The following is a 20,412-nucleotide window of genomic DNA, read 5'->3' on the forward strand; positions in this document are numbered from 1 at the left end:
TGCTTGCTATGCTGACGGCACAACCACCACCGGAGAGAGAACCCATGAGGATGCAGACCCGTCGCCGCTCGCCCCTGTCCTTTCGTTCCGCGAGAACCGTACTCGCCCTGTCGCTGGCCTTGTGCGGCATGGCCGGTGCGTCGGCCCAGACTTCGGCTCCTGCGCTCACGCCGCAGCAGCAACGCTTTCACGACATCTACAAAGAGCTGATCGAGATCAACACCACCCACTCGGTGGGCGACAACACCGTGGCGGCGCGCGCCATGGAAAAGCGCCTGGTCGAAGCTGGCTTCGCGCCCGGCGAGATCCAGATCTTCGAACCCTTCCCGAAGAAGGGCAACCTGGTGCTGCGCTTCAAGGGCGACGGCAGCAAGAAGCCGCTGCTGTTGCTGGCCCACATCGACGTGGTCGAGGCCCGGCGCGAAGACTGGAAGACCGATCCCTTCAAGCTGCAGGAAACCGGCGGCTACTTCACCGCCCGCGGCGCCATCGACGACAAGGCGATGGCCGCGGCGCTGGTCTCGGTGGTGGGGCAACTGAAGCAGGAGGGCTTCAAGCCCAAGCGCGACCTCATCCTCGCGCTCACCGCCGACGAAGAGCGCGGCGATGCGCTCAGCAACGGCGCCTTCTGGCTCATCAACAACAAGCCCGAGCTGCTGCAGGCGGAGTTCGGCATCAACGAGGGCGGCGGCGGCGAGCTGCGCGGTGGCAAGCCGAACCTGCACCGCATGCAGGTCGCCGAGAAGATGTACACCACCTACATGCTGGAGGCGCGCGACGTGGGCGGCCACAGCTCGGTGCCGACGAAGAACAACCCGATCTATGCGCTCGCGGCGAGCCTGGAGCGGCTGGGCAACTACAGCTTCCCGGTCAAGCTCGCGGATGTCACCAAGACCTACTTCGCGCGCAGCGCGCCATTCGCCACCGGCCAGCTGGCCGACGACATGCGCGCGGTTGGCAACGGCAATCCCGATCCCGCGGTCATCGAGCGCATGTCGGCCAACCCGGCCTACAGCGCACAGTTCCGCACCACCTGCGTCGCGACGATGGTGCAGGCCGGCCACGCCGAGAACGCGCTGCCGCAATCGGCCAAGGCCACGGTCAACTGCCGCATCCTGCCGCACGACGACCCCGAGGAAGTGGAACGCCTGCTGACCCAGGCCGTCGGCAACGACAAGATCGTGGTACGCAACCTGGGCAAGCCGCTGCGCAGCCCGGCGTCGCCGCTGAACGGCGACCTCGTGAAGACGGTGGAGTCGATCACGCAGCAGATGTGGCCAGGCGTGCCCGTGGTGCCCGCCATGAGCACCGGCGCCACCGACAGCCGCTTCATGCGCAACGCGGGCATCCCGATGTACGGCGTGACCGGCATGTTCCTGGAGCCGGCCGATGCGCGGGCGCACGGGCTCGACGAGCGCATCGAGATCCAGCGGCTGTACGACGGCCGCGAGTTCCTCTACCGGCTGGTGTCGGAGTTGGCCAAGTAAGCGCGCGCCGATGAGCGACGCTTACGAACACCATTTCGTCCAGGCCAACGGCATCCGCTTCCACGTGGTGCAGGCCGGCCCTGTCGACGGGCCGGTGGCCTTGCTGCTGCACGGCTTTCCGGAGTTCTGGCGCGGCTGGGCGAGCCAGATCGACGCGCTGGCGGCTGCCGGCTATCGCGTGTGGGTGCCCGACCAGCGCGGCTACGGCGAGAGCGACAAGCCCGAGGGCGTTGATGCCTACGGCCTCGAAACGCTGGCGGACGATGTCTGCGCACTGATCCGCAGCACGGGCCGGGAGGCGGTGACGCTGCTCGGCCACGACTGGGGAGGCGCCGTGAGCTGGCGCGTGGCGGCGCGCAACCCGGCGCTGGTGGAGCGGCTGGTCATCGTGAACTCGCCGCATCTGGCGGTGATGCTCCAGCACATGTCGCGCGGACGGCAGCGGTTGCGCAGCTGGTACATGCATTTCTTCCGCATTCCGCGCCTGCCCGAACGCCTGCTGAGCCGCCACGGCTTTCGCGGGCTGGTCCGGGTGCTGACGCAGGGCAGCCGGGCCGGTGCGTTTACCGATGCGGAGCTTGCGCTGTACCGCGAGGCCTGGGGCCGGCCGGGCGCGCTGACCGGCATGCTGAACTGGTATCGCGCGCTGATGCGCAACCGGTCGAGCATCCGCGCCGATGCGCGCATCCCGGTGCCCACGCTGCTGCTCTGGGGCGTGCAAGACCAGGCGCTCGGCATCGAGATGGCCCAGCCCAGCATCGACCTGTGCGATCAGGGCGAGCTGCAGCGCATCGAGGGCGCGGGGCACTGGGTGCTGCACGAGGAGGGCGTCGACGTGAGCCGGCGCATCCTCGCGTTCATCGGCCCCGCGGCCGCTCCTGCTTCTGCCCTCAGGGCGTGAAGGTATCGCCCAGCACGATGCCTTCGCGCCGCGGGTCGGCGCCGCCGGTCAGCGTCGGCTTGCCACCCACGTTGGCACGGATGATGGTGCTGGTGCCGCTCGACTGCGCGCCGAAGTTCACCGTGTGACCCAGGGCGCGCAGCCCCGCGATCAGCGTGTCGTTGTTGCCGTTGTTGGTGATGTCCACGTTGGGATGCTCGCCGCCCACGTTGGTGGCGCTGTTCGGGTTGGCGGCGCTGATAGCGGTGTTGTTGGCGCCGAAGTCGACCAGCGACGTGGCTTGTTGCGCATCCAGACCCCAGTCGAGCGCACCGACCAGCGTCTTCACCACGTATTGGATGATGGTGCCGCCGCCGGGCGAGCCGGTGCCCATCACGAAGTCGCCCATGCTGCCGTCGGTGTTCTTTCTGAACACCAGCGTCGGCGCCATCGTGCTGCGTGGGCGCTTGCCCGGGGCGACGCGGTTGGCCACCTTGATGCTCGGATCGACTGTGTCGTTCGGGTTGGCCGAGAAGTCGGTGAGCTGGTTGTTCAGCATGAAGCCCTGCGTCATGTGGAACGAGCCCAGCGTGCTTTCCACCGTGGTGGTCATCGAGACCACGTTGCCCTGCTTGTCGACGATGGTGAAGTGCGTGGTGCCGTGCTCCTCGGTCTTGTCGATGCCCAGCGGCACTGCGCCCAGATTGCCGGCCTGGGCGATGCCCATGCTCTTCGTCAGGCTGATGAGGCTGGCGCGGCTTTGCAGGTAGGGCTTGTTGATCATCGTGTCGACCGAGCCGCCCGGCAGTGGCACGAAGTCGGTGTCAGCCACGTACTTGTCACGGTCGGCATAGGCCAGGCGCTCGGCCTCGCTCACCAGGTGCACGCCCATCACGGTCGGCTTGCCGCCTTCGATGTCGATGGCGGTCGGCTTGTACAGGCTCAGGTTGAAGGTCTCGAGAATGCCCAGGCTCGCCACCACCGCGATGCCGCCTGAGGACGGCGGCGACATGCTGCACACGTAGTAGTCGCGGTAGGTGCCGCAGACCGGGTCGCGCCGCTTGGCCCTGTAGTTGGCCAGGTCGGCCGTCGTGGTCATGCCGGGCGTGATGGCCGAGCCGTCGTTCGCGGCGGTCGTGATGCTGATCTTGTCGACGATGCCCTTGGCGACGTCGCCCGTATAGAAGGCGTTGGCGCCCTGCGTGGCGATGGTGGTCAGCGTCTTGGCGTAGGCCGGGTTCTGCAGCCGCGTGCCCAGCGCCTTCGGCGTGCCGTCGGCGTTGAAGAAGTAGGCCGTGGCTTCGGCGTCGCGCTTTAGGCTCGTGGCCGATGACGAGATGGCGGCGGCCATGCGTCCGCCGATCAGGAAGCCGTCGGAGGCCAGCGTGATGCCGTAGCCGAAGAGGTCTTTCCACGGCAGCTTGCCGTGGTCCTGGTAGGCGAGGTCGAGCATGCGCACCGCGCCGGGCGTGCCGATGGAGCGGCCGCTGGCGCGCGCGCCGCCGGGCACGGGCGGCGTGGTGTCGGCACCGGTCGGATCGATGTAGCGCAGGTAGTTCTCGTTGGCGGCGGCCGGCGCGGTTTCGCGGCCGTCGTAGGCCTGCACCTTCTTGGTTGCGGCGTCGTAATAGAGCATGAAGGCGCCGCCGCCCAAGCCGCTCGATTGCGGCTCGACCAGGCCCAGCACGGCCTGCACGGCCACCGCCGCATCGACGGCGCTGCCGCCGGCCTTCAGCACGTCGCAGCCGGCGCGGGTGGCGAGCGGATGGTTCGCGACCACCATGTAGGTCTTGGCATACACCAGCTTGTGGCCCGGTGCATAGCCCGACGCCGCCTCGGGTGCCGCTGGGTCGCCGGCGTCGCCCGAGCCGACCACCACGGATGAATTGCCGGTCGAGGTGAGGCAGCCGTTGTCGGGCGGGGGTGGCTGGTTGGCCGCGTTGATCGCGGCGATGGTGGCAAGAATCGTTGCCGTGTCTTGGGCGTCGTTGCGGGAGGCTCCGCCGCAGCCTGCCAGGCTCAGCGAGAGCGCGATGGGCGAGAGCGCCCACCAGACGCGTCTGTTGTTTTTGTTCATGCAGATTTCCCGAGTAGGTATGTTGAAAAAACCACGGGCGCTCCTCGCGCCCGTGGCCATCTTCAGCACATTCCATTCCAGCCACGTCGGGGTTTGCGCGCACGCGGGCGCCGCACCGCGTGCCGCGCGCCACAATAGCCGCCATGTCAGACGTGCATTCAGATCAATTGCTCAGCGAAGTCGCGGCCTTGCCGCAGCTGCCCGGCGTCTACCGCTATTTCGACGCGGCGGGTGCGGTGCTCTACGTGGGCAAGGCGCGCAACCTCAAGAAGCGGGTTGCCAACTACTTTCAGAAGAGCCACGGCGGCACCCGCATCGGCCACATGATCTCGAAGATCGTGCGCATGGAAACCACGGTGGTGCGCTCCGAGGCCGAGGCGCTGCTGCTTGAGAACAACCTGATCAAGACGCTCAAGCCGCGCTACAACATTCTGTTTCGCGACGACAAGAGCTATCCCTATCTCAAGATCGCGTCGCACCAGTTTCCCCGGCTGGCCTACTACCGAGGCGCGGTCGACAAGAAGCACCGCTACTTCGGGCCGTACCCGACTGCCTGGGCGGTGAAGGAATCGATCCAGCTGCTGCAGAAGGTGTTCCGCCTGCGCACCTGCGAAGACACCGTGTATGCCAACCGCACGCGGCCTTGCCTGCTGTACCAGATCAAGCGCTGCAGCGGGCCGTGCGTCGGCTACATCGCGCCCGAGGCCTATGCGCAGGACGTGGCCAGCGCCGAAGCCTTCCTGATGGGCGACACGCAACTCGTGCTCTCGAAGCTCGAGCAGCGCATGACGGCGCATGCCGAGAAGCTCGAGTTCGAACAGGCGGCCGAGCTGCGCAATCAGATGTCGGCCATCTCGCGCGTGCTGCACCAGCAGTCGATCGAGATCGCGTCCGACAAGGACGTGGACATCCTGGCCGTGAAGGTGCAGGGCGGCAAGGCCTGCGTGAACCTCGCGATGGTGCGCGGCGGCCGGCACCTGGGCGATCGGCCGTACTTCCCCGTGCACGTGGAAGACGCGGCGCAGATCCATCACGGCGAACTTGACGACGACGAAGACGATGCACCGCCCGTTGCCGCCGACCCGATCGAGGTGCAGGTGCTCGAAGCCTTCATCGCCCAGCACTACATCGACGTGCCCGTGCCGGCCACGCTGGTGCTGAGCGAGCAGGTGAGCCGCGAGCTGATCGAGGCGATTTCGCAGCAGGCCGGTGCGCGCGTGACGGCGGTGTTCCAGCCGCACGAGCAGCGCCGGCACTGGCTCGAAATGGCCGAGACCAACGCCAAGCTGCAACTGGCCCGGCTGCTGGCCGAAGAGGGTTCGCAGCAGGCACGCACGCGCGCGCTGGTCGATGCGCTGGAGCTGGCATCGGACGACCTCGAAAACTTCCGCGTCGAATGCTTCGACATCTCGCACACCGCGGGCGAGGCAACGCAGGCTTCGTGCGTGGTGTTCGAGCACCACACCATGCAGAACCGCGAGTACCGCCGCTACAACATCGAAGGCATCACGCCCGGCGACGACTATGCGGCCATGCGCCAGGTGCTGCATCGTCGCTACGGCAAGCTGGCAGAGGCCATGGCGGCCGAGACCGATGCGCTGCCCCCGGGTGACGCCGAAAGCGACAACAGCGACGCACCGCCGAAGCCCCGGACCGCACGCATGCCCGACCTGGTGCTGGTGGACGGCGGCAAGGGGCAGGTGTCGATGGCGCGCGAAGTGTTCAGCGAACTGGGCCTGCCGCTGTCGCTGATCGTCGGGGTCGAGAAGGGCGAGGGTCGCAAGGTCGGGCTCGAAGAACTCGTGTTCGCCGATGGCCGCGAGAAGGTCTACCTGGGCAAGGACTCGGCCGCGCTGATGCTGGTGGCCCAGATCCGCGACGAGGCGCACCGCTTCGCCATCACCGGCATGCGGGCCAAGCGCGCCAAGGTGCGGGTGGGTGGCAGCCAGCTCGAAGACATTCCGGGCATCGGGCCGAAGCGGCGTGCGCGGCTGTTGCAGCGCTTCGGCGGCATCCGGGGCGTGGCGGCGGCGAGCGTGGAAGACATCGCGTCGGTCGAGGGCATTGCCTCCGACCTGGCAGAGGAAATCTACAAGGCGTTGCATTGAGGGCGTGACCCCTGCAGGGGGTTACTGCCTCCATGACACAATCAAGCGATGTTCTGGACACTACCGACCATCATGACCTGGACGCGCATCGTCGCGATCCCTTTGATCGTCGGTGTGTTCTATCTGCCGATGGCCGAGCCGATGCGCAACCTGATCGCCACGGTCATGTTCATCGTCTTCGCGGCAACCGACTGGCTCGACGGCTTCCTGGCCCGCCGGCTCAATCAGACCTCGGCCTTCGGGGCCTTTCTCGATCCGGTGGCCGACAAGTTCCTGGTGTGCGCCTCGTTGCTGGTGCTGGTGCACCTGAACCGGGCCGACGTGTTCGTGGCGCTGATCATCATCGGCCGCGAGATCGCCATCTCGGCGCTGCGCGAATGGATGGCGCAGATCGGAGCCAGCAAGAGCGTGGCGGTCCACATGATCGGCAAGGTCAAGACGACCGTGCAGATGATCGCCATTCCGTTCCTGCTCTATGACGGGCGTCTGTTCAAGGTGATCGACACCGGCGTCTGGGGCCAGTGGCTGATCTGGATCTCGGCCGTGCTCACCATCTGGTCGATGGTGTACTACCTGCAGAAGGCCATTCCGGAAATCCGGGCGCGTACCAAATGACCTCGGCGGCCACGGCCCCCGGCGGGGGCTGGCTGCGGGCGATGCCGGCGGTCTTCGTGCTGATCTGGAGCACGGGCTTCATCGTCGCGCGCTACGGCATGCCGTATGCGCCACCCCTCAAGTTTCTGGCCGTGCGATATGCGTTGTCGCTGGCGTGCTTCGGCGTGTGGGTTGCGCTGGCGCGGGTCGAGTGGCCGAAGCAGCGTGCGCAGTGGGGGCACCTGGCGGTCACGGGCATCCTGATGCAGGCGGGCTACCTGGGCGGCGTCTGGGCCGCGGTGCATGCCGGCATGGGCGCGGGGCTCGTGGCATTGCTGGTCGGCATACAGCCGGTGCTGACGGCGGTGTGGATGTCGTTCAACGGCGGGCGCATCACGGGCCGGCAGTGGGCCGGGCTGGTGCTGGGCTTTGCGGGGCTGGTGCTTGTGGTGTCGCGCAAATTCGGGCAGGGCGCCGAGGTCAATGCGTTGACGATGACGCTGGTGGTGATGGCGCTGCTGTGTATCACGGCGGGCACGCTCTATCAGAAACGCTTCGTCGCGCCCTGCGATGTGCGCAGTGCCAGCGCCGTGCAGATGGCGGCGGCGTTGCTGGTCACGCTGCCGTTCGCTGCGCTGGAGTCCCAGGGCATCGAATGGAACGCGTACTCGGGCGGCGCGATGGCGTGGTCGGTGTTGGCGCTGTCGCTGGGCGGCAGTTCGCTGCTCTATATGCTGATCCAGCGCGGCACGGCGACGGCCGTTACGAGCCTGCTGTACCTGGTGCCGCCCTGCACGGCCGTGATGGCGTGGCTGCTGTTCGCCGAGCCGATCACGCTGGTGACGGTGCTGGGCATTGCGCTCACCGCCGTGGGCGTGAGTCTCGTGGTGCGCAGCGGCCGCTGAGCGGTCCGCGCTTTTCTTGCTTCAACGCGCGCCGGCCTTGCTCGGCTTCCAGGGCTCGCCGCGGAACTGTTCCACGAGGTGATCGACCAGTAGGCGCACGCGGCGCGGCGTCTTTGGCCGCCAGGGCGCGATCCAGTGGATGTCGGCTTCCGCCATCGCGTATTGCGGCAGCACGCGCACGAGTTCGCCGCTCGCCAGTTGCGGCGCGATGTCCCACAGGCTGCGCAGCATGACGCCGTGCCCGGCCACGCACCAGTCGCGCACCATCTCGCCCGAATTGCTGGCCAGCGGCCCTTGAACACGCACGCGCGCCGTGCTGCCGTCGCGCGCATGGCGCAGGGTCCAGAGCGCGTACTGGCGCTGGCTGGCATCGCCGTTCTCGCGCGCGACCAGGCAATCGTGAGAAGCCAATGCCTCGACGGTGGCCGGCGTGCCGCGGCGCTTCAGGTAGCCGGGCGAAGCAGCCAGCACGCGCTGATTGCGCGCGATGCGCCGTGAGACCCAGTCGGCCGCATGGCGCTGCTGTACGGCCCAGAGCCAGACCGCGCCGTCGTAGCCTTCGGCGCCGAGGTCGGGCAGCTGTTCGGTCAACATCAGCTCGATCTGCAGCGCAGGGTGCCGCGCCTGGAAGGCGGCCACTGCCGGTCCGAGCCAGCGCCGGCCGAAGCCGAATGTCGCTGCAAGGCGGACCGTGCCGGTCAACTCGTTCTGGCGTTCGCCGAGCTCGCTTTCGAGCGCGGCAAAGCCGTCGAGCAGCGTCCGTGCATGCAGGCAGACCGCTTCGCCTTCGGCTGTGACGCTGAGCCGCCGGGTGGTGCGGTCGAACAGGCGTTGGCCCAGGCGGGCCTCCAATGCACCCAGCCGCTTGGTGATCACGGAGGGCACGACATCGAGTGTGGCGGCCGCGCCCGCCAGGCTGCCCTGGTCGCGAATGGCCAGCATCAGCGCTAGATCGCTGCGGTCCATCGAGGGAGGATTCATGCCAAATGGGAAAGTATGAATTGGCTGATTGTTGCTTGATGATCGCCGGGGCGCAACGCACAATCGTTCCTGTGACGGCCTCTTTTCTTTCCCTTCCCACTTTCGACATCGAGCGCAACGGCGTGCGCATCCACGGCCGCATCGGCGGACGCGGGGCTCCCTTGCTGCTGCTGCATGGTCATCCGCAGACGCATGCGATCTGGCATCGCGTGGCGCCGGCATTGATGGAGCGATTCACGGTGGTCGCGGTCGACCTGCGCGGCTACGGCGATTCGGGTCGGCCGGCCGCCGATGCCGAGCACATGGTCTACAGCAAGCGGGAGATGGCGCTCGATGCACTCGCCGCCATGCGGCGTCACGGCTTCGAGCGTTTCGGCGTGCTGGCGCACGACCGTGGGGCGCGTGTGGCTCACAGGCTCGCAATGGACCACCCCGCGGCAGTCGAGCGCATGCTGCTGCTCGACATTGCGCCCACGCTCGCGATGTACGAGCAAACCTCAGAGGCATTTGCCAAGGCCTACTGGCACTGGTTCTTCCTGATCCAGCCGCCGCCGCTGCCCGAGGCGCTGATCGCGTCCGACCCCGTGCGCTACGTGCGCAGCGTGATGGGCGGGCGGCATGCCGGCCTCGCGCCCTTTGCGCCCGAGGTGCTGGCCGAATACGAACGCTGCGCCGCCATCGCGGGCACCGCCGAATCCATCTGCGAGGACTATCGCGCCTCTGCCACCATCGACCTCGTGCACGACCGCGAAGACATCGCAGCCGGCCGGCAACTGGCACAGCCGCTGCGCGTGCTGTGGGGCGAGCATGGTGCGGTGGGCAAGGCCTTCGATGTGCTCGCGCTGTGGCGCGAACGTGCCGCCGATGTGTCGGGCCGCGCCTTGCCGTGTGGCCACTACGTTCCCGAAGAGGCCCCGGACGAATTGCTCGCCGAGGCCCAAGCCTTCTTCTCTCTACCTCTACAACACGCACACGCAGGAGCCAACCCATGAGTACTCACAGAATCGCAGTCATCGCCGGCGACGGCATCGGCAAGGAAACCATGCCCGAGGGCGTGCGCGTGCTCGATGCCGTGGCGCGCAAATTCGGCATCGACCTGAAGTTCGACCACTTCGATTTCTCGAGCTGGGACTACTACGAGAAGCACGGCCAGATGCTGCCCGACAACTGGAAAGACCAGATCGGTGGGCACGACGCCATCTTCTTCGGCGCGGTCGGCTGGCCCGAGAAAATCGCCGACCACGTGTCACTGTGGGGCTCACTGCTGATGTTCCGCCGCGAGTTCGACCAGTACATCAATCTGCGCCCCGCGCGCCTGATGCCCGGCATCATCGCGCCCGTGGTGCGGCGAGACGGCACGCCGCGCGAGCCCGGCGAGATCGACATGTACATCGTGCGCGAGAACACCGAGGGCGAGTACTCCAGCATCGGCGGGCGCATGTACCAGGGCACGCCGCGCGAGATCGTGGTGCAGGAAACCGTGATGTCGCGCGTGGGCGTCGACAGGGTACTGAAGTTCGCGTTCGAGCTCGCGCAATCGCGGCCGAAGAAGCATCTGACCAGTGCCACCAAGTCGAACGGCATCTCGATCACCATGCCGTACTGGGATGAGCGCGTGGCCGAGATGGGCAAGAACTACCCGGGCATCACGCTCGACAAGTTCCACATCGACATCCTCACGGCGCACTTCGTGCAGCGGCCCGACTTCTTCGACGTGGTGGTGGCGAGCAACCTGTTCGGCGACATCCTGTCGGACCTGGGCCCGGCCTGCACCGGCACCATCGGCATTGCGCCGAGCGCCAATCTCAACCCCGAGCGCACCACGCCCTCGCTGTTCGAACCGGTGCATGGCTCGGCGCCCGACATCGCCGGCAAGGGCATCGCGAACCCCATCGGGCAGATCTGGTGCGGCGCGATGATGCTGGAGTTTCTGGGCCACAAGCAGGCGCACGACGCCATTCTTTCGACCATCGAGAAGGTGCTCGCGCCCCAAAGCGGAGCACCGCGCACCCCGGACATCGGCGGTAAGGCGAGCACCAGCGACCTCGGCAAGGCGATCGCCGAGGCGCTTTGAAAAAGGAGTTCACGAAAGGCCCCTAAAATCGCGCGCTCCGCTGATCGGCATGGCTCTGTGTCTTATTGACACCCTGCAGACCAGTGGTTGTAATCCTCGCTGGCAGTGCGCTGCCGAGGCGTCAGGCCTGCCAGGCTCTTGAGTCGCACCGTTTGCGGCCAGGTCGCAGCTGACGGAAGCCGACCAACTTTTTTTCTACAAGGGGCCCTTGTGAACAAGACCGAACTGATTGAGCACATCGCAAAGAACGCCGATATTTCCAAAGCCGCAGCGACCCGTGCGCTCGAATCCACCATCGGCGCCATTCGTACCACGCTCAAAAAGGGCGGCTCCGTTTCGCTCGTCGGTTTCGGCACTTTCGCAGTAGGCAAACGCGCGGCTCGCACCGGCCGAAATCCCCGCACCGGCGACGCGATTAAAATCAAGGCAGCCAAGATCCCGAAGTTCCGTCCGGGCAAGGCGCTGAAAGACGCGCTGAACTAAGACGTTAGACTCGGAAAGTATTCCCGGTGGGGTGCTTAGCTCAGTTGGTAGAGCGGCGCCCTTACAAGGCGTAGGTCGGGGGTTCGAGCCCCTCAGCACCCACCACCACCCGATGCAAAGGCGAACCACAAGTTCGCCTTTTTTATTGCCGTCCGACAGCCGTCGAAAAAGAGTGTTCAAGCATGTTTGATACCTTCCGCAAGTACAACAAAGTCGTCATGATTTTCTTGTTCTTGCTGATCATCCCGTCGTTCGTGTTCTTCGGCGTCGAGCGCTATCAGGGGTTCGGCCGCGACGAGAAGGTCGCGCGCATCGAAGGGCACGACATCACGAAGCCCGAATGGGATCAGCAGCATCGCGTCGAGACGGACCGCATTCGCCAGCAGTCACCCAACGTCGACCCGACGCTCCTCGACTCCGATGCCCTGCGCTACGCCACGCTGGAGCGCATGGTGCGCGACCGCGTGCTGGCTACCGCGGCTTCCAAGGCCAACATGACGGTGTCTGAAGACCGCTTGTCGCGCATGTTCGCGCAGGACACGGGTCTGGCTGCGTTCCGCACGCCCGACGGCAAGTTCGACCGCGAGGCTTTCCAGCGCGTGACCGGTCGTACGCCCGAGCAGTACGAAGCGTCGGTGCGTTCCGACATGGCAACGCAGCAGGTGCTGCTGGGCGTTTCGGGCACGGCCTTCACGCCGCCGGCACTGGCCGCCACCACTATCAATGCCTTCTACGACAGCCGCGAAATCCAGGTGGCTCGCTTCAGCCCCGAGAGCTTCGCATCGAAGGTGACGGTGAGCGATGCCGACATCGACACCTACTACAAGGACCACACGGCACAGTTCCAGGCACCCGAGCAAGCCAGCATCGAATACCTCGTGCTCGACCTCGAGGCGGCCAAGAAGAACGTCGTCGTGAACGAGGCCGACCTCAAGACCTATTACGAGCAGAACGGCTCGCGTTTCGGCACCAAGGAAGAGCGCCGCGCGAGCCACATCCTGATCACCGCGCCGGCCAGCATGTCTGCCGCCGACCGCGAAAAAGCCAAGGCCAAGGCCGAGCAACTGCTGGCCGACGTGAAGAAGGCGCCCAACACCTTCGCCGAAGTCGCACGCAAGAACTCGCAGGACCCGGGTTCGGCGGAGAAGGGCGGCGACCTCGACTTCGTGACGAAGGGTGCCATGGTCAAGCCTTTCGAGGACGCGATGTTCGCGCTCAAGAAGGGCGAGATCAGCAGCGTCGTCGAAACCGAATTCGGCTATCACATCATTCACCTGACCGACATCAAGCCGGCCGTGATTCCGCCCTTCGAGCAAGTGCGCGCGACCATCGAGAACGACATGCGCTCGCAGCAGGCGACACAGGAATTCGCGAAGGCCGCCGAGGCATTCACCGATGCGGTCTACCAGTCGCCCGAGAGCCTGAAGCCGGCCGCCGACAAGCTGAAGCTCACGATCAAGACAGCCGACAACGTCGCGCGCCTGCCTGCACTGGGCGCCACCGGCCCGCTGGCCAGCCGTAACTTCCTGAGCGCGCTGTTTGCGGCCGATTCGCTCGACCGCAAGCAGAACACCGAAGCGATCGAAGTCGGCCCCAGCCAGCTTGCTTCGGGCCGTGTGACGAAGTACACGCCGGCGCACCCGGTGCCGCTGGCCGACGTGAAGGACAAGATCCGTGCGCAGCTCGTTGCTGAGCGCGCCGCGGTGCTGGCCAAGACCGAGGGCGAGGCCAAGCTCGCCGCGTGGACCGCCAAGGCGGACGGTGCGACCTTCGGCGCGCCCATGACGGTGTCGCGCCGCGAAGCGCAATCGCAGCCGCTGCCGGTCATCGACGCCGCGCTGCGTGCGGATGGCTCCAAGCTGCCCGCGATCGTGGGCGTGGACCTCGGCGCGCAGGGCTATTCCGTGGTCCGCGTGACCAAAATTGTTCCCCGCACGCCGCCGCCGCCCGAGCTCGCAAAACAGGAGCAGGCGCAGGTCGGCCAGTCTGTGGCCGCGGCTGAAGATGCCGCCTACTACAACATGCTGAAGGACCGCTTCAAGGCTGAGATCCTGGTGCCGAAGCCGGCAGAGACGCTGCCGCCTGCCGCAGGCCGCTAATTCGCACAGAACGCGCTGCCAGACAGAGCCCGAGCCAATCAAAGGCTCGGGCTTTTTTCATGGCCGCGCGAACCGGTCGCACGAGGGACAAGCGGCGTCTTCGCTTCTTGCCAGAATCTCGTGCATGGGAACCCTCTACCTCGTGCGCCACGGACAGGCCAGCTTTGGCGCTGCCGATTATGACAATCTGAGCGAACTCGGACACCGGCAAGCTGTTCGCCTCGGTGAGTACTGGCGCGAGCGCGGCATGAAGTTCGATGCCGTCATCACAGGCACGTTGAAGCGCCACCGCCAGACCTGGGAGGGCATCGCCAAGGGCCTTGGTCTCGAGCGCGACGACGTGTTGCCGTGGCCTGGCCTCAACGAGTACGACAGCGAGGCGGTCATCGCCACCATCCACCAAGGCAAGCTGGAGAAGCCCGATTCGCCCGAGATGTACCGCCGTCACTTCCGCCTGCTGCGCGAAGGATTGAGTGCGTGGATGCAGGGCAAGACGGCGCCAGTCGGCATGCCAAGCTATGTCGACTTTCTGGCTGGAGTGACGACGGCGCTCGACCACGTGCGTGACAAGCACCATGGCGCGAAGGTGCTGGTGGTGTCGAGCGGTGGGCCAATCAGCACTGCGGTGGGCCATGTGCTCGGTACGAGCGCCGAGACGACGATCGAGCTCAACCTGCGCATCCGCAATACGTCGGTGACGGAGTTCGCCTTCACGCCCAAGCGGCACATGCTCATGACCTACAACACGCTGCCGCACCTGGATGGTCCGGCGTATGAAGACTGGATCACCTACTCCTGAAGGCTTGCCGCATCAGGCCTGCCAAACGCCGTAGCCGGCCTTGCGCAGCGCGATGCCGAGGTCGACTTCCATCAGGCGCGCGTCCTCGTAGGTCATCGGGTTGTAGCGTTCATAGAGCGCGGGCAGCAAGCGCAAGCCGAACTCCTGCACGAAGGTGTTGGCTTGGATGCCGGCCTTGTGCTTGTCGAAACGGATGTCGGGGTCCAGGCCGGTCATGCCGACGTAGACGAAGGGCTTGCCGAGTTGGTAGTCGGGGTTGGCGCGCCTGAAGCGGCCGTTGTTCCATACGCGGTCGTCGAGTTCGACCACATAGACATGATGCTTGGCGCGTGGTTTGCGGGGCATCACATTGGCCGTGCGCATGAAGCGGCACGGCCCCTTCGCATCAGCTCTTGCGCTTGATCAGGCTGTAGATGATGAGCAGCACGATCGCGCCCAGCACGGAGGCGATGAAGCCAGCGCCCTGGCCGGCGGTGTACCAGCCCAGCGACTGGCCGAGGTACGTGACGATCAGCGAGCCTGCAACGCCGATGATGGTGGTGACGATGAAGCCCGCGGAGTCGTCGCCCGGCTTGACGGCCCGTGCCACAAGACCCACGACGAACCCGATCAGAATAGTCCAGACGATGCTCATGAAGAAATTCCTTTGGTGGTGAAGTGGTGGAGGTGGCCGGAAGCCATGCCCGTCTGCGCGGGCCGCAATCATGATAGCGGAGCGATATGCGTGTCGGTGCTGGCGATGCACATCGAACAGGCGCGCGAGAATTTGTGCCGGACTTCGTGACGTGGAGGCTGCGCGGCGTCCTACAGGTCGGCCGCCAGCGCCGCGATACACCGTTCGCATGCTGGAAAAACTACCCGAAGTCATTGGTCAGGCGCTGCAGGGTGTGCGCGCCGGCTTGGACAACATCGTCTTCAACACTCTCGGCATGCGGGAAGGGATGGCTTCCATTGCGCTCACCAGTGTGGCCTTTGCGGACCATGCGCCGCTGCCGAGGCGCTATACCGCTGATGGCGAAGGCGTATCGCCGCCGCTTCAGTGGACTGGCTTGCCGGCTGGCGCGGCGTCGTTGCTGCTGATCGTGGAGGACGCCGATTCGCCCACGCCGAATCCGCTGGTGCACGCCATCGTGGTGAATCTGGCGGTGGATAGCGGGGCGCTGGCCCAGGCTGCCATTCCCAGTCAGGGCAATGAGGGCGCGGGATTGCACGTCGGGCGCAATTCGACGCTGCAGGCAGCTTGGCTGCCGCCCGATCCGCCTCCTGGGCACGGGGTCCATCGGTACGCGTTCCAGTTGTTTGCGCTTGCAAGCGTTCCGGAGCTTTCAGAAACTCCCGGCCGTGACGAAATCGTCGATGCCTTGCGCGAACACGCTATTGCCAGCGGACTGTTGATCGGCACCCACGAGCGATCCGATGGCTCGATCAAGATCCGCGAAGGCGTGACCCCGGGCGGGCCAATGGCGGCTGGGTGAAAATGTGGCTTTCAAGCCTCGCCATTGATTGCTGCCGTCAAAACCGCGATTTTTAACGCTACAATCGTAGGCTCTGCGGTGGCTGTAGCTCAGCTGGTAGAGTCCCAGATTGTGATTCTGGTCGTCGTGGGTTCGAGTCCCATCAGCCACCCCAAAAATATCTCATATCTCCTTTGTGCTATTGCGCAATAGCGTTCAAAGGATCACAGCGCCGGGCTTGCCCCGGCGTTGGCATTTCTGGCCGCCGCAACTTCTTCTTCTGCCTGCGCGCCGCGGACTCTTTTCCCCATCTCACTCGCATATAACGCGTCCAAAGTGGTGCGCTTTACGTTGCGAGTTGTTGCATTAATGCAATGCGCCGCCAATTTTTTCGCTCGGTAAGGTACTTGTGGCAAATGTAAACTGAATTAAAATCCACCCGTTTTCAATTTCAGGAGTCCAACAATGGCTTCGACCCTCGCCGATATCAATTCCCAGATCAAGAAGCATGATGAGCAGATTGCGCAATTGCGCAAGCAGGCCGAAGACCTGCGCAACCAGGAGCGCGCAGGCGTGGTTGAAGAGTTGCGCAAGAAGATCGCCGAATACGGTTTGACGGCTTCCGATCTGAAACTTACCGGCCGTGTGGGCGCGGCCAAGCGCAGCGCAGGCGCCGCACCGGCCAAGGCTGCCGCCAAATACCGCGGCCCGACGGGCGAAACCTGGTCGGGTGGCCGTGGTCGCAAGCCGCGTTGGGTGACTGAGGCATTGGCCGCAGGCAAGTCGCTTTCTGATTACGAGATCAAGTAAGTGCCCATGTTTTCGCTGGGCAGGTGCCCAATAAAAAAGCCCGCATGCGCGGGCTTTTTTATTGGGCGTTGAAGGATGGCGCGCTCAGTTCACCATCACCAGTTTTCCTTTAACGCCGCGCGAGCCCATGTGGGCGTAAGCGGCCTTCAATTCCGCCATCGGCATCGTGCTGTCGATCACTGGCTTGATCTTCCCCTGGCCGTACCAGTGCGCCAATTCCGCCATCATCTGTGCATTGGCCTTGGGTTCCCGCTTGGCGAAATCGCCCCAGAACACGCCAACCAGCGAAGCGCCTTTCAGCAGCGTCAGATTCAATGGCAGCGACGGAATCGGGCCGGACGCAAAACCGACGACCAAATAACGGCCGCGCCAGCCGATGGAGCGAAAGGCCGGCTCTGCAAAATCACCACCCACCGGGTCGTAAATGACATCCGGTCCTTTGCCGTCGGTGGCGGCCTTGATGGCGTCGCGAAAACCGTTGGGCAGTGCATGCGTCGTGTAGTTGATCGTCGCGTCGGCACCGATGGAACGGCAAAGCTCGCATTTCTCGTCGGTGGAGGCTGCCGCGATCACCTTGGCCCCTGCAGCCTTTGCGATCTGGATGGCCGCCGTGCCCACGCCGCCGGCCGCACCGAGCACCAGCACGGTTTCGCCGGCTTTGAGTTGCGCGCGGTCCATCAGTGCATGCCACGATGTGGCATAGATCATGATGAAAGCCGCCGCATCGACATGGCCGAAACCTTCGGGCAACGGCATGCACAGGGCCGCGGGCGCCAGCGTGTGGGTGCCGAAGCCGCCCGTGCCCGAAAGGCAGGCCACGTTCTGCCCGACCTTGAGGTGCGTGACACCGCCGCCAACCGCCTGGACGACGCCTGCATATTCGGAGCCCGGCACGAAGGGCAGGGGCGGCTTCATCTGGTATTTGTTCTGCACGATCAGCAGATCGGGGAAGTTCAGGCTCGCCGCCTTGATTTCGATCAGCACCTGGCCCGGGCCCGGTGTCGGTGTCGGCAGTTCTTTCCAGGTCAGCGCGTCGACGCCGGTGGGGTTTTCGCAAATCCATGCGTGCATGCTCGGGTCTCCTTCGGGTGGGTAATGTTCGGCCAATGAATGCGGGCGATGATAGGTGGCGCGGTGGGGTGTGCTTGTCCCTGCTGCGACGCACCCGACGCCTACAATCTGAGCGCATCCAGGACACCATGAAGATACTAATTTCCAACGACGATGGCTTTCAGGCGCCGGGCATCGTCGCGCTGCACGACGCGCTCAAGGACATCGCCGAGGTCGAGGTGGTTGCACCCGAGCACAACAACAGCGCCAAGTCGAACGCGCTGACCCTGGCGGCACCGCTGTACGTGCTCGAGGCGCACAACGGCTTTCGCTATGTGACCGGCACTCCGGCCGACTGCGTGCACATCGCGCTCAAGGGCTTGCTCGACTACCGGCCCGACCTGGTGGTTTCCGGCATCAACAACGGCGCCAACATGGGCGACGACACCATCTATTCAGGCACGGTCGGTGCGGCGATGGAGGCTTATCTGTTCGGCATTCCAGCCATTGCCTTCTCGCAGATCGAAAAAGGCTGGGCACATGTAGATGCAGCCGCCCAGGTGGCGCGCCGCCTGGTGCAGCAGATCGAACGCGAACGCATGCTCGAAGGCGGCGCCTTCCTGCTCAACGTGAACGTGCCGAACCTGCCTTTTGACGAGCTGAAGCCCGTCAAGGTCTGCCGGCTCGGCCGTCGCCATGCGGCAGAGAAGGTGATCACGCAGGACAGTCCGCGCGGCGAGACCATGTACTGGATCGCCAGCGCGGGCGGTGCCAAAGACAGCGGTGAAGGCACCGACTTCCATGCCACTGCAGCCGGCCACATCGCGCTGACACCACTGCAGATCGACCTGACCGACCACGCCAACCTCGGCCAATGGCGCGAGACGGTGGCCCGTCTCGGCAACTGACATGGCCACACAGCGGCCCAGTTTCCCCGTTCGCCTGACACCTACTGCTTCTGCCGCCACGCGTGGGCGCATGCCTGCCGTGCCGGCCAAGCCCTTGGTGCACTCCACGCCCTCGATGGCGTCCGATGCCGTGCGCGCGCGCATGGTGCAGAGGCTCGCGGCACAAGGTATTTCCGATCCGCGCGTGCTGCGCGCGATGGGCGCCGTGGAGCGACATCGTTTCGTCGACAGTGCACTGGTCAACCAAGCCTACGAGGACACGAGCCTGCCGATCGGGTTGGGGCAGACCATTTCGAAGCCCAATGTGGTGGCCCGCATGATCGAGCTGCTGATGGGTGCACCCGCACTGGCAGGAAAGCCGCAGGACAAGCTGGGCCGCGTGCTTGAGATCGGCACCGGTTGCGGCTATCAGGCCGCCGTGCTGAATCATGTGGCGACCGAGGTCTACAGCATCGAGCGACTGCGTGGCCTGCACGAGCGAGCGCGAGCTAATCTGCGGCACTTCCGGCTGGCCACGGTGCATCTGATGCTGGGCGACGGGATGATCGGCTATGCCAAGGGCGCGCCCTATGCCGGCATCATTGCTGCGGCAGGTGGCGAGGCGGTGCCCGAGGCCTGGATTACGCAGCTCGCGGTGGGCGGCCGCATCGTGGCGCCGACCCAATCAGCGAGTGGTGGTCAAGCCCTTGTCGTCATCGACAAGACCTCGCGGGGACTGGAGCGGCTCATTCTTGAGGCGGTTCACTTTGTCCCCCTAAAATCAGGTATCGCTTGAAGGAATAACAAATGCAGGGTTTTGGCAATCGGAGTTGGTTCGCTGGCGTCACGTTGGCCTTTGTGCTCGTGATCGCGGGCTGTTCCACACCGCGTGGGCCGGCACCGGTCGAAGACCGCGGCACCATGACGCGCGCGCCAGGCGCAGCAGTGCCCGGCGGCCCGCCCATCACCACAGATGCCAACGGCAAGCCACTCGCCGGTATCGAAAACTATGGCAAGCCTGGCTACTATGCCGTGCGCCCGGGCGACACGATCCGCCGTATCGGCACTGAAACCGGCCAGCGCTGGCAGGACATCGTTCGCTGGAACAACATCGATAACCCAGACCTGATCGAAGTCGGCCAGGTGCTGCGCGTGATTCCGCCAGTTGGCTCGGGAACGGCTGTCGCGGCCGCGCCCGCGACGCCTCCGGCTACTTCTTCCGAAGGTGCGGTCACGAAGCCTGTGACGCCGCAGCCTGCTGTGGTGCCCACGACGCCTGCCAGCGGTGCGAGCAAACCACCGGCCCCGGTTACGGCTTCCCCGGCCAGTCCTGGCAGCGGCAACTCGGGTGATGAAGACCTCGGCTGGATCTGGCCCGCCAGCGGTTCGCTGATCGCGGGTTTCGACGAAGCCAAGAACAAGGGCTACGACATCAGCGGCAAGGCAGGCGACCCCGTACTGGCCGCCGCCGACGGTCGCGTGGTCTATGCAGGCGCAGGCCTGCGTGGCTACGGCAACCTGATCATCCTGAAGCACAACAACACCTACCTCACGGCGTACGCTCACAACCAGACGCTGCTCGTGAAGGAAGACCAGTCGGTTCAGAAGGGCCAGAAGATCGCCGAGATGGGCAACAGCGACGCTGATCGCGTGAAGCTGCATTTCGAGATCCGCCGCCAAGGCAAGCCCGTCGATCCCTCGCGCTACCTGCCCGGCCGGTGATG

General features: G+C 65.3%; 20 protein-coding genes and 2 tRNA genes. 17 read left to right on the plus strand and 5 right to left on the minus strand.

All coding sequences use genetic code 11. The annotated features are described in order from the left end of the window. Positions 1-44 precede the first annotated feature (44 nt). Both ACSFBF_RS15725 and ACSFBF_RS15730 read left to right on the plus strand, forming a co-directional pair. Positions 45-1,487: a M20/M25/M40 family metallo-hydrolase gene (locus ACSFBF_RS15725; RefSeq protein ID WP_435468471.1), complete on the plus strand. Its 1,443-nt coding sequence runs from the start codon at positions 45-47 to the stop codon at positions 1,485-1,487. 10 nt (positions 1,488-1,497) lie between these two features. Further along, complete coding sequence (locus tag ACSFBF_RS15730; protein ID WP_435468473.1) at positions 1,498-2,388, plus strand: alpha/beta fold hydrolase; 891 nt, start codon at positions 1,498-1,500, stop codon at positions 2,386-2,388. On the opposite strand, the gene ggt is transcribed toward ACSFBF_RS15730, so the two are convergent. Then, positions 2,378-4,444 (minus strand): gamma-glutamyltransferase, encoded by a 2,067-nt coding sequence (gene ggt, locus ACSFBF_RS15735; protein ID WP_435468475.1) that lies wholly within the window; start codon positions 4,442-4,444, stop codon positions 2,378-2,380. The two genes, ACSFBF_RS15730 and ggt, sit on opposite strands and share 11 nt — an antisense overlap. A 143-nt stretch (positions 4,445-4,587) precedes the next feature. Between ggt and uvrC the strand changes: the two genes are divergently transcribed. Genes uvrC through ACSFBF_RS15750 form a run of 3 tightly spaced genes read left to right on the plus strand, consistent with a single transcriptional unit; the run spans position 4,588 to position 8,051 of the window. Beyond that, on the plus strand, positions 4,588-6,552 hold the full coding sequence (gene uvrC, locus ACSFBF_RS15740) for an excinuclease ABC subunit UvrC (RefSeq protein WP_435468477.1): 1,965 nt from the start codon (positions 4,588-4,590) through the stop codon (positions 6,550-6,552). Positions 6,553-6,600: 48 nt separating this feature from the next. Continuing rightward, the gene (pgsA, locus tag ACSFBF_RS15745; protein WP_093051202.1) at positions 6,601-7,167 is read left to right on the plus strand and encodes a CDP-diacylglycerol--glycerol-3-phosphate 3-phosphatidyltransferase; all 567 of its coding nucleotides are present in this window, start codon (positions 6,601-6,603) and stop codon (positions 7,165-7,167) included. Then, positions 7,164-8,051: a DMT family transporter gene (locus tag ACSFBF_RS15750; protein WP_435468479.1), complete on the plus strand. Its 888-nt coding sequence runs from the start codon at positions 7,164-7,166 to the stop codon at positions 8,049-8,051. The genes pgsA and ACSFBF_RS15750 overlap by 4 nt, the downstream gene beginning before the upstream one ends. A 21-nt stretch (positions 8,052-8,072) precedes the next feature. On the opposite strand, the gene ACSFBF_RS15755 is transcribed toward ACSFBF_RS15750, so the two are convergent. Then, positions 8,073-9,032 (minus strand): LysR substrate-binding domain-containing protein, encoded by a 960-nt coding sequence (locus tag ACSFBF_RS15755; protein ID WP_435468481.1) that lies wholly within the window; start codon positions 9,030-9,032, stop codon positions 8,073-8,075. 38 nt (positions 9,033-9,070) lie between these two features. Here ACSFBF_RS15755 and ACSFBF_RS15760 point away from each other — a divergent pair, with 38 nt between their 5' ends. From ACSFBF_RS15760 to ACSFBF_RS15785, 6 genes are all read left to right on the plus strand, one after another. Continuing rightward, entirely contained in the window at positions 9,071-10,024 is a 954-nt protein-coding gene (locus ACSFBF_RS15760) for an alpha/beta fold hydrolase (protein ID WP_435468800.1), read from the plus strand. Beyond that, positions 10,021-11,106 carry a tartrate dehydrogenase gene (locus ACSFBF_RS15765; RefSeq protein ID WP_435468483.1) on the plus strand — a complete coding sequence of 362 codons (1,086 nt, stop codon included), beginning with the start codon at positions 10,021-10,023 and terminating at the stop codon, positions 11,104-11,106. The genes ACSFBF_RS15760 and ACSFBF_RS15765 overlap by 4 nt, the downstream gene beginning before the upstream one ends. Before the next feature lie 210 nt (positions 11,107-11,316). Next, the gene (locus ACSFBF_RS15770) at positions 11,317-11,589 is read left to right on the plus strand and encodes an HU family DNA-binding protein (RefSeq protein ID WP_007830705.1); all 273 of its coding nucleotides are present in this window, start codon (positions 11,317-11,319) and stop codon (positions 11,587-11,589) included. A gap of 29 nt (positions 11,590-11,618) precedes the next feature. Next, a tRNA-Val gene (locus tag ACSFBF_RS15775) sits at positions 11,619-11,694 on the plus strand. A gap of 77 nt (positions 11,695-11,771) precedes the next feature. After that, a complete protein-coding gene (locus tag ACSFBF_RS15780; RefSeq protein ID WP_435468485.1) occupies positions 11,772-13,688 on the plus strand; it encodes a SurA N-terminal domain-containing protein in 1,917 nt (638 codons plus the stop codon). A 124-nt stretch (positions 13,689-13,812) separates the two neighbouring features. After that, the gene (locus ACSFBF_RS15785; RefSeq protein ID WP_435468487.1) at positions 13,813-14,487 is read left to right on the plus strand and encodes a histidine phosphatase family protein; all 675 of its coding nucleotides are present in this window, start codon (positions 13,813-13,815) and stop codon (positions 14,485-14,487) included. 12 nt (positions 14,488-14,499) lie between these two features. Here ACSFBF_RS15785 and ACSFBF_RS15790 read toward each other — a convergent pair whose 3' ends face one another. Both ACSFBF_RS15790 and ACSFBF_RS15795 read right to left on the minus strand, forming a co-directional pair. Then, a complete protein-coding gene (locus ACSFBF_RS15790; protein WP_093051185.1) occupies positions 14,500-14,832 on the minus strand; it encodes a hypothetical protein in 333 nt (110 codons plus the stop codon). Between the two features lie 40 nt (positions 14,833-14,872). Then, positions 14,873-15,121, minus strand: a complete 249-nt coding sequence (locus ACSFBF_RS15795; protein ID WP_435468489.1) for a GlsB/YeaQ/YmgE family stress response membrane protein — start codon at positions 15,119-15,121, stop codon at positions 14,873-14,875. A 208-nt stretch (positions 15,122-15,329) separates the two neighbouring features. On the opposite strand from ACSFBF_RS15795, the gene ACSFBF_RS15800 reads away from it, so the two are divergent. The 3 genes from ACSFBF_RS15800 (at position 15,330) to ACSFBF_RS15810 (ending at position 16,751) form a co-directional block, all read left to right on the plus strand. After that, positions 15,330-15,962, plus strand: coding sequence for a YbhB/YbcL family Raf kinase inhibitor-like protein (locus ACSFBF_RS15800; RefSeq protein WP_435468491.1), 633 nt, complete (start codon positions 15,330-15,332; stop codon positions 15,960-15,962). 78 nt (positions 15,963-16,040) lie between these two features. Beyond that, positions 16,041-16,116 (plus strand) — tRNA-His (locus ACSFBF_RS15805). A gap of 290 nt (positions 16,117-16,406) precedes the next feature. After that, complete coding sequence (locus tag ACSFBF_RS15810; protein ID WP_093051178.1) at positions 16,407-16,751, plus strand: H-NS histone family protein; 345 nt, start codon at positions 16,407-16,409, stop codon at positions 16,749-16,751. 84 nt (positions 16,752-16,835) lie between these two features. Here ACSFBF_RS15810 and ACSFBF_RS15815 read toward each other — a convergent pair whose 3' ends face one another. Further along, positions 16,836-17,822: an NADPH:quinone oxidoreductase family protein gene (locus tag ACSFBF_RS15815; protein ID WP_435468493.1), complete on the minus strand. Its 987-nt coding sequence runs from the start codon at positions 17,820-17,822 to the stop codon at positions 16,836-16,838. A 128-nt stretch (positions 17,823-17,950) separates the two neighbouring features. Between ACSFBF_RS15815 and surE the strand changes: the two genes are divergently transcribed. Genes surE through ACSFBF_RS15830 form a run of 3 tightly spaced genes read left to right on the plus strand, consistent with a single transcriptional unit; the run spans position 17,951 to position 20,410 of the window. Further along, positions 17,951-18,709, plus strand: coding sequence for a 5'/3'-nucleotidase SurE (gene surE, locus ACSFBF_RS15820; RefSeq protein ID WP_435468495.1), 759 nt, complete (start codon positions 17,951-17,953; stop codon positions 18,707-18,709). Between the two features lies 1 nt (position 18,710). Beyond that, complete coding sequence (locus ACSFBF_RS15825) at positions 18,711-19,484, plus strand: protein-L-isoaspartate(D-aspartate) O-methyltransferase (protein WP_435468497.1); 774 nt, start codon at positions 18,711-18,713, stop codon at positions 19,482-19,484. Positions 19,485-19,495: 11 nt separating this feature from the next. Continuing rightward, entirely contained in the window at positions 19,496-20,410 is a 915-nt protein-coding gene (locus ACSFBF_RS15830) for a peptidoglycan DD-metalloendopeptidase family protein (protein ID WP_435468499.1), read from the plus strand. The last annotated feature ends 2 nt before the right edge of the window (positions 20,411-20,412 follow it).

This window comes from Variovorax nivicola, from assembly GCF_051216475.1.
In the GTDB taxonomy this organism is placed as follows: Bacteria; Pseudomonadota; Gammaproteobacteria; order Burkholderiales; family Burkholderiaceae_C; genus Variovorax.

Excerpts from the sequence above, each read along its gene's own strand:
- ACSFBF_RS15800 (WP_435468491.1), top strand. The coding sequence starts at position 15,330 with ATGCTGGAAAAACTACCCGAAGTCATTGGTCAGGCGCTGCAGGGTGTG.
- ACSFBF_RS15825 (WP_435468497.1), top strand. The coding sequence starts at position 18,711 with ATGGCCACACAGCGGCCCAGTTTCCCCGTTCGCCTGACACCTACTGCT.
- ACSFBF_RS15765 (WP_435468483.1), top strand. The coding sequence starts at position 10,021 with ATGAGTACTCACAGAATCGCAGTCATCGCCGGCGACGGCATCGGCAAG.
- surE (WP_435468495.1), top strand. The coding sequence starts at position 17,951 with ATGAAGATACTAATTTCCAACGACGATGGCTTTCAGGCGCCGGGCATC.
- ACSFBF_RS15810 (WP_093051178.1), top strand. The coding sequence starts at position 16,407 with ATGGCTTCGACCCTCGCCGATATCAATTCCCAGATCAAGAAGCATGAT.
- ACSFBF_RS15725 (WP_435468471.1), top strand. The coding sequence starts at position 45 with ATGAGGATGCAGACCCGTCGCCGCTCGCCCCTGTCCTTTCGTTCCGCG.
- ggt (WP_435468475.1), bottom strand. The coding sequence starts at position 4,444 with ATGAACAAAAACAACAGACGCGTCTGGTGGGCGCTCTCGCCCATCGCG.
- ACSFBF_RS15780 (WP_435468485.1), top strand. The coding sequence starts at position 11,772 with ATGTTTGATACCTTCCGCAAGTACAACAAAGTCGTCATGATTTTCTTG.
- ACSFBF_RS15830 (WP_435468499.1), top strand. The coding sequence starts at position 19,496 with ATGCAGGGTTTTGGCAATCGGAGTTGGTTCGCTGGCGTCACGTTGGCC.
- ACSFBF_RS15755 (WP_435468481.1), bottom strand. The coding sequence starts at position 9,032 with ATGAATCCTCCCTCGATGGACCGCAGCGATCTAGCGCTGATGCTGGCC.
- pgsA (WP_093051202.1), top strand. The coding sequence starts at position 6,601 with ATGTTCTGGACACTACCGACCATCATGACCTGGACGCGCATCGTCGCG.
- ACSFBF_RS15760 (WP_435468800.1), top strand. The coding sequence starts at position 9,071 with ATGATCGCCGGGGCGCAACGCACAATCGTTCCTGTGACGGCCTCTTTT.
- ACSFBF_RS15730 (WP_435468473.1), top strand. The coding sequence starts at position 1,498 with ATGAGCGACGCTTACGAACACCATTTCGTCCAGGCCAACGGCATCCGC.
- uvrC (WP_435468477.1), top strand. The coding sequence starts at position 4,588 with ATGTCAGACGTGCATTCAGATCAATTGCTCAGCGAAGTCGCGGCCTTG.
- ACSFBF_RS15815 (WP_435468493.1), bottom strand. The coding sequence starts at position 17,822 with ATGCACGCATGGATTTGCGAAAACCCCACCGGCGTCGACGCGCTGACC.
- ACSFBF_RS15785 (WP_435468487.1), top strand. The coding sequence starts at position 13,813 with ATGGGAACCCTCTACCTCGTGCGCCACGGACAGGCCAGCTTTGGCGCT.
- ACSFBF_RS15790 (WP_093051185.1), bottom strand. The coding sequence starts at position 14,832 with ATGCCCCGCAAACCACGCGCCAAGCATCATGTCTATGTGGTCGAACTC.
- ACSFBF_RS15750 (WP_435468479.1), top strand. The coding sequence starts at position 7,164 with ATGACCTCGGCGGCCACGGCCCCCGGCGGGGGCTGGCTGCGGGCGATG.
- ACSFBF_RS15795 (WP_435468489.1), bottom strand. The coding sequence starts at position 15,121 with ATGAGCATCGTCTGGACTATTCTGATCGGGTTCGTCGTGGGTCTTGTG.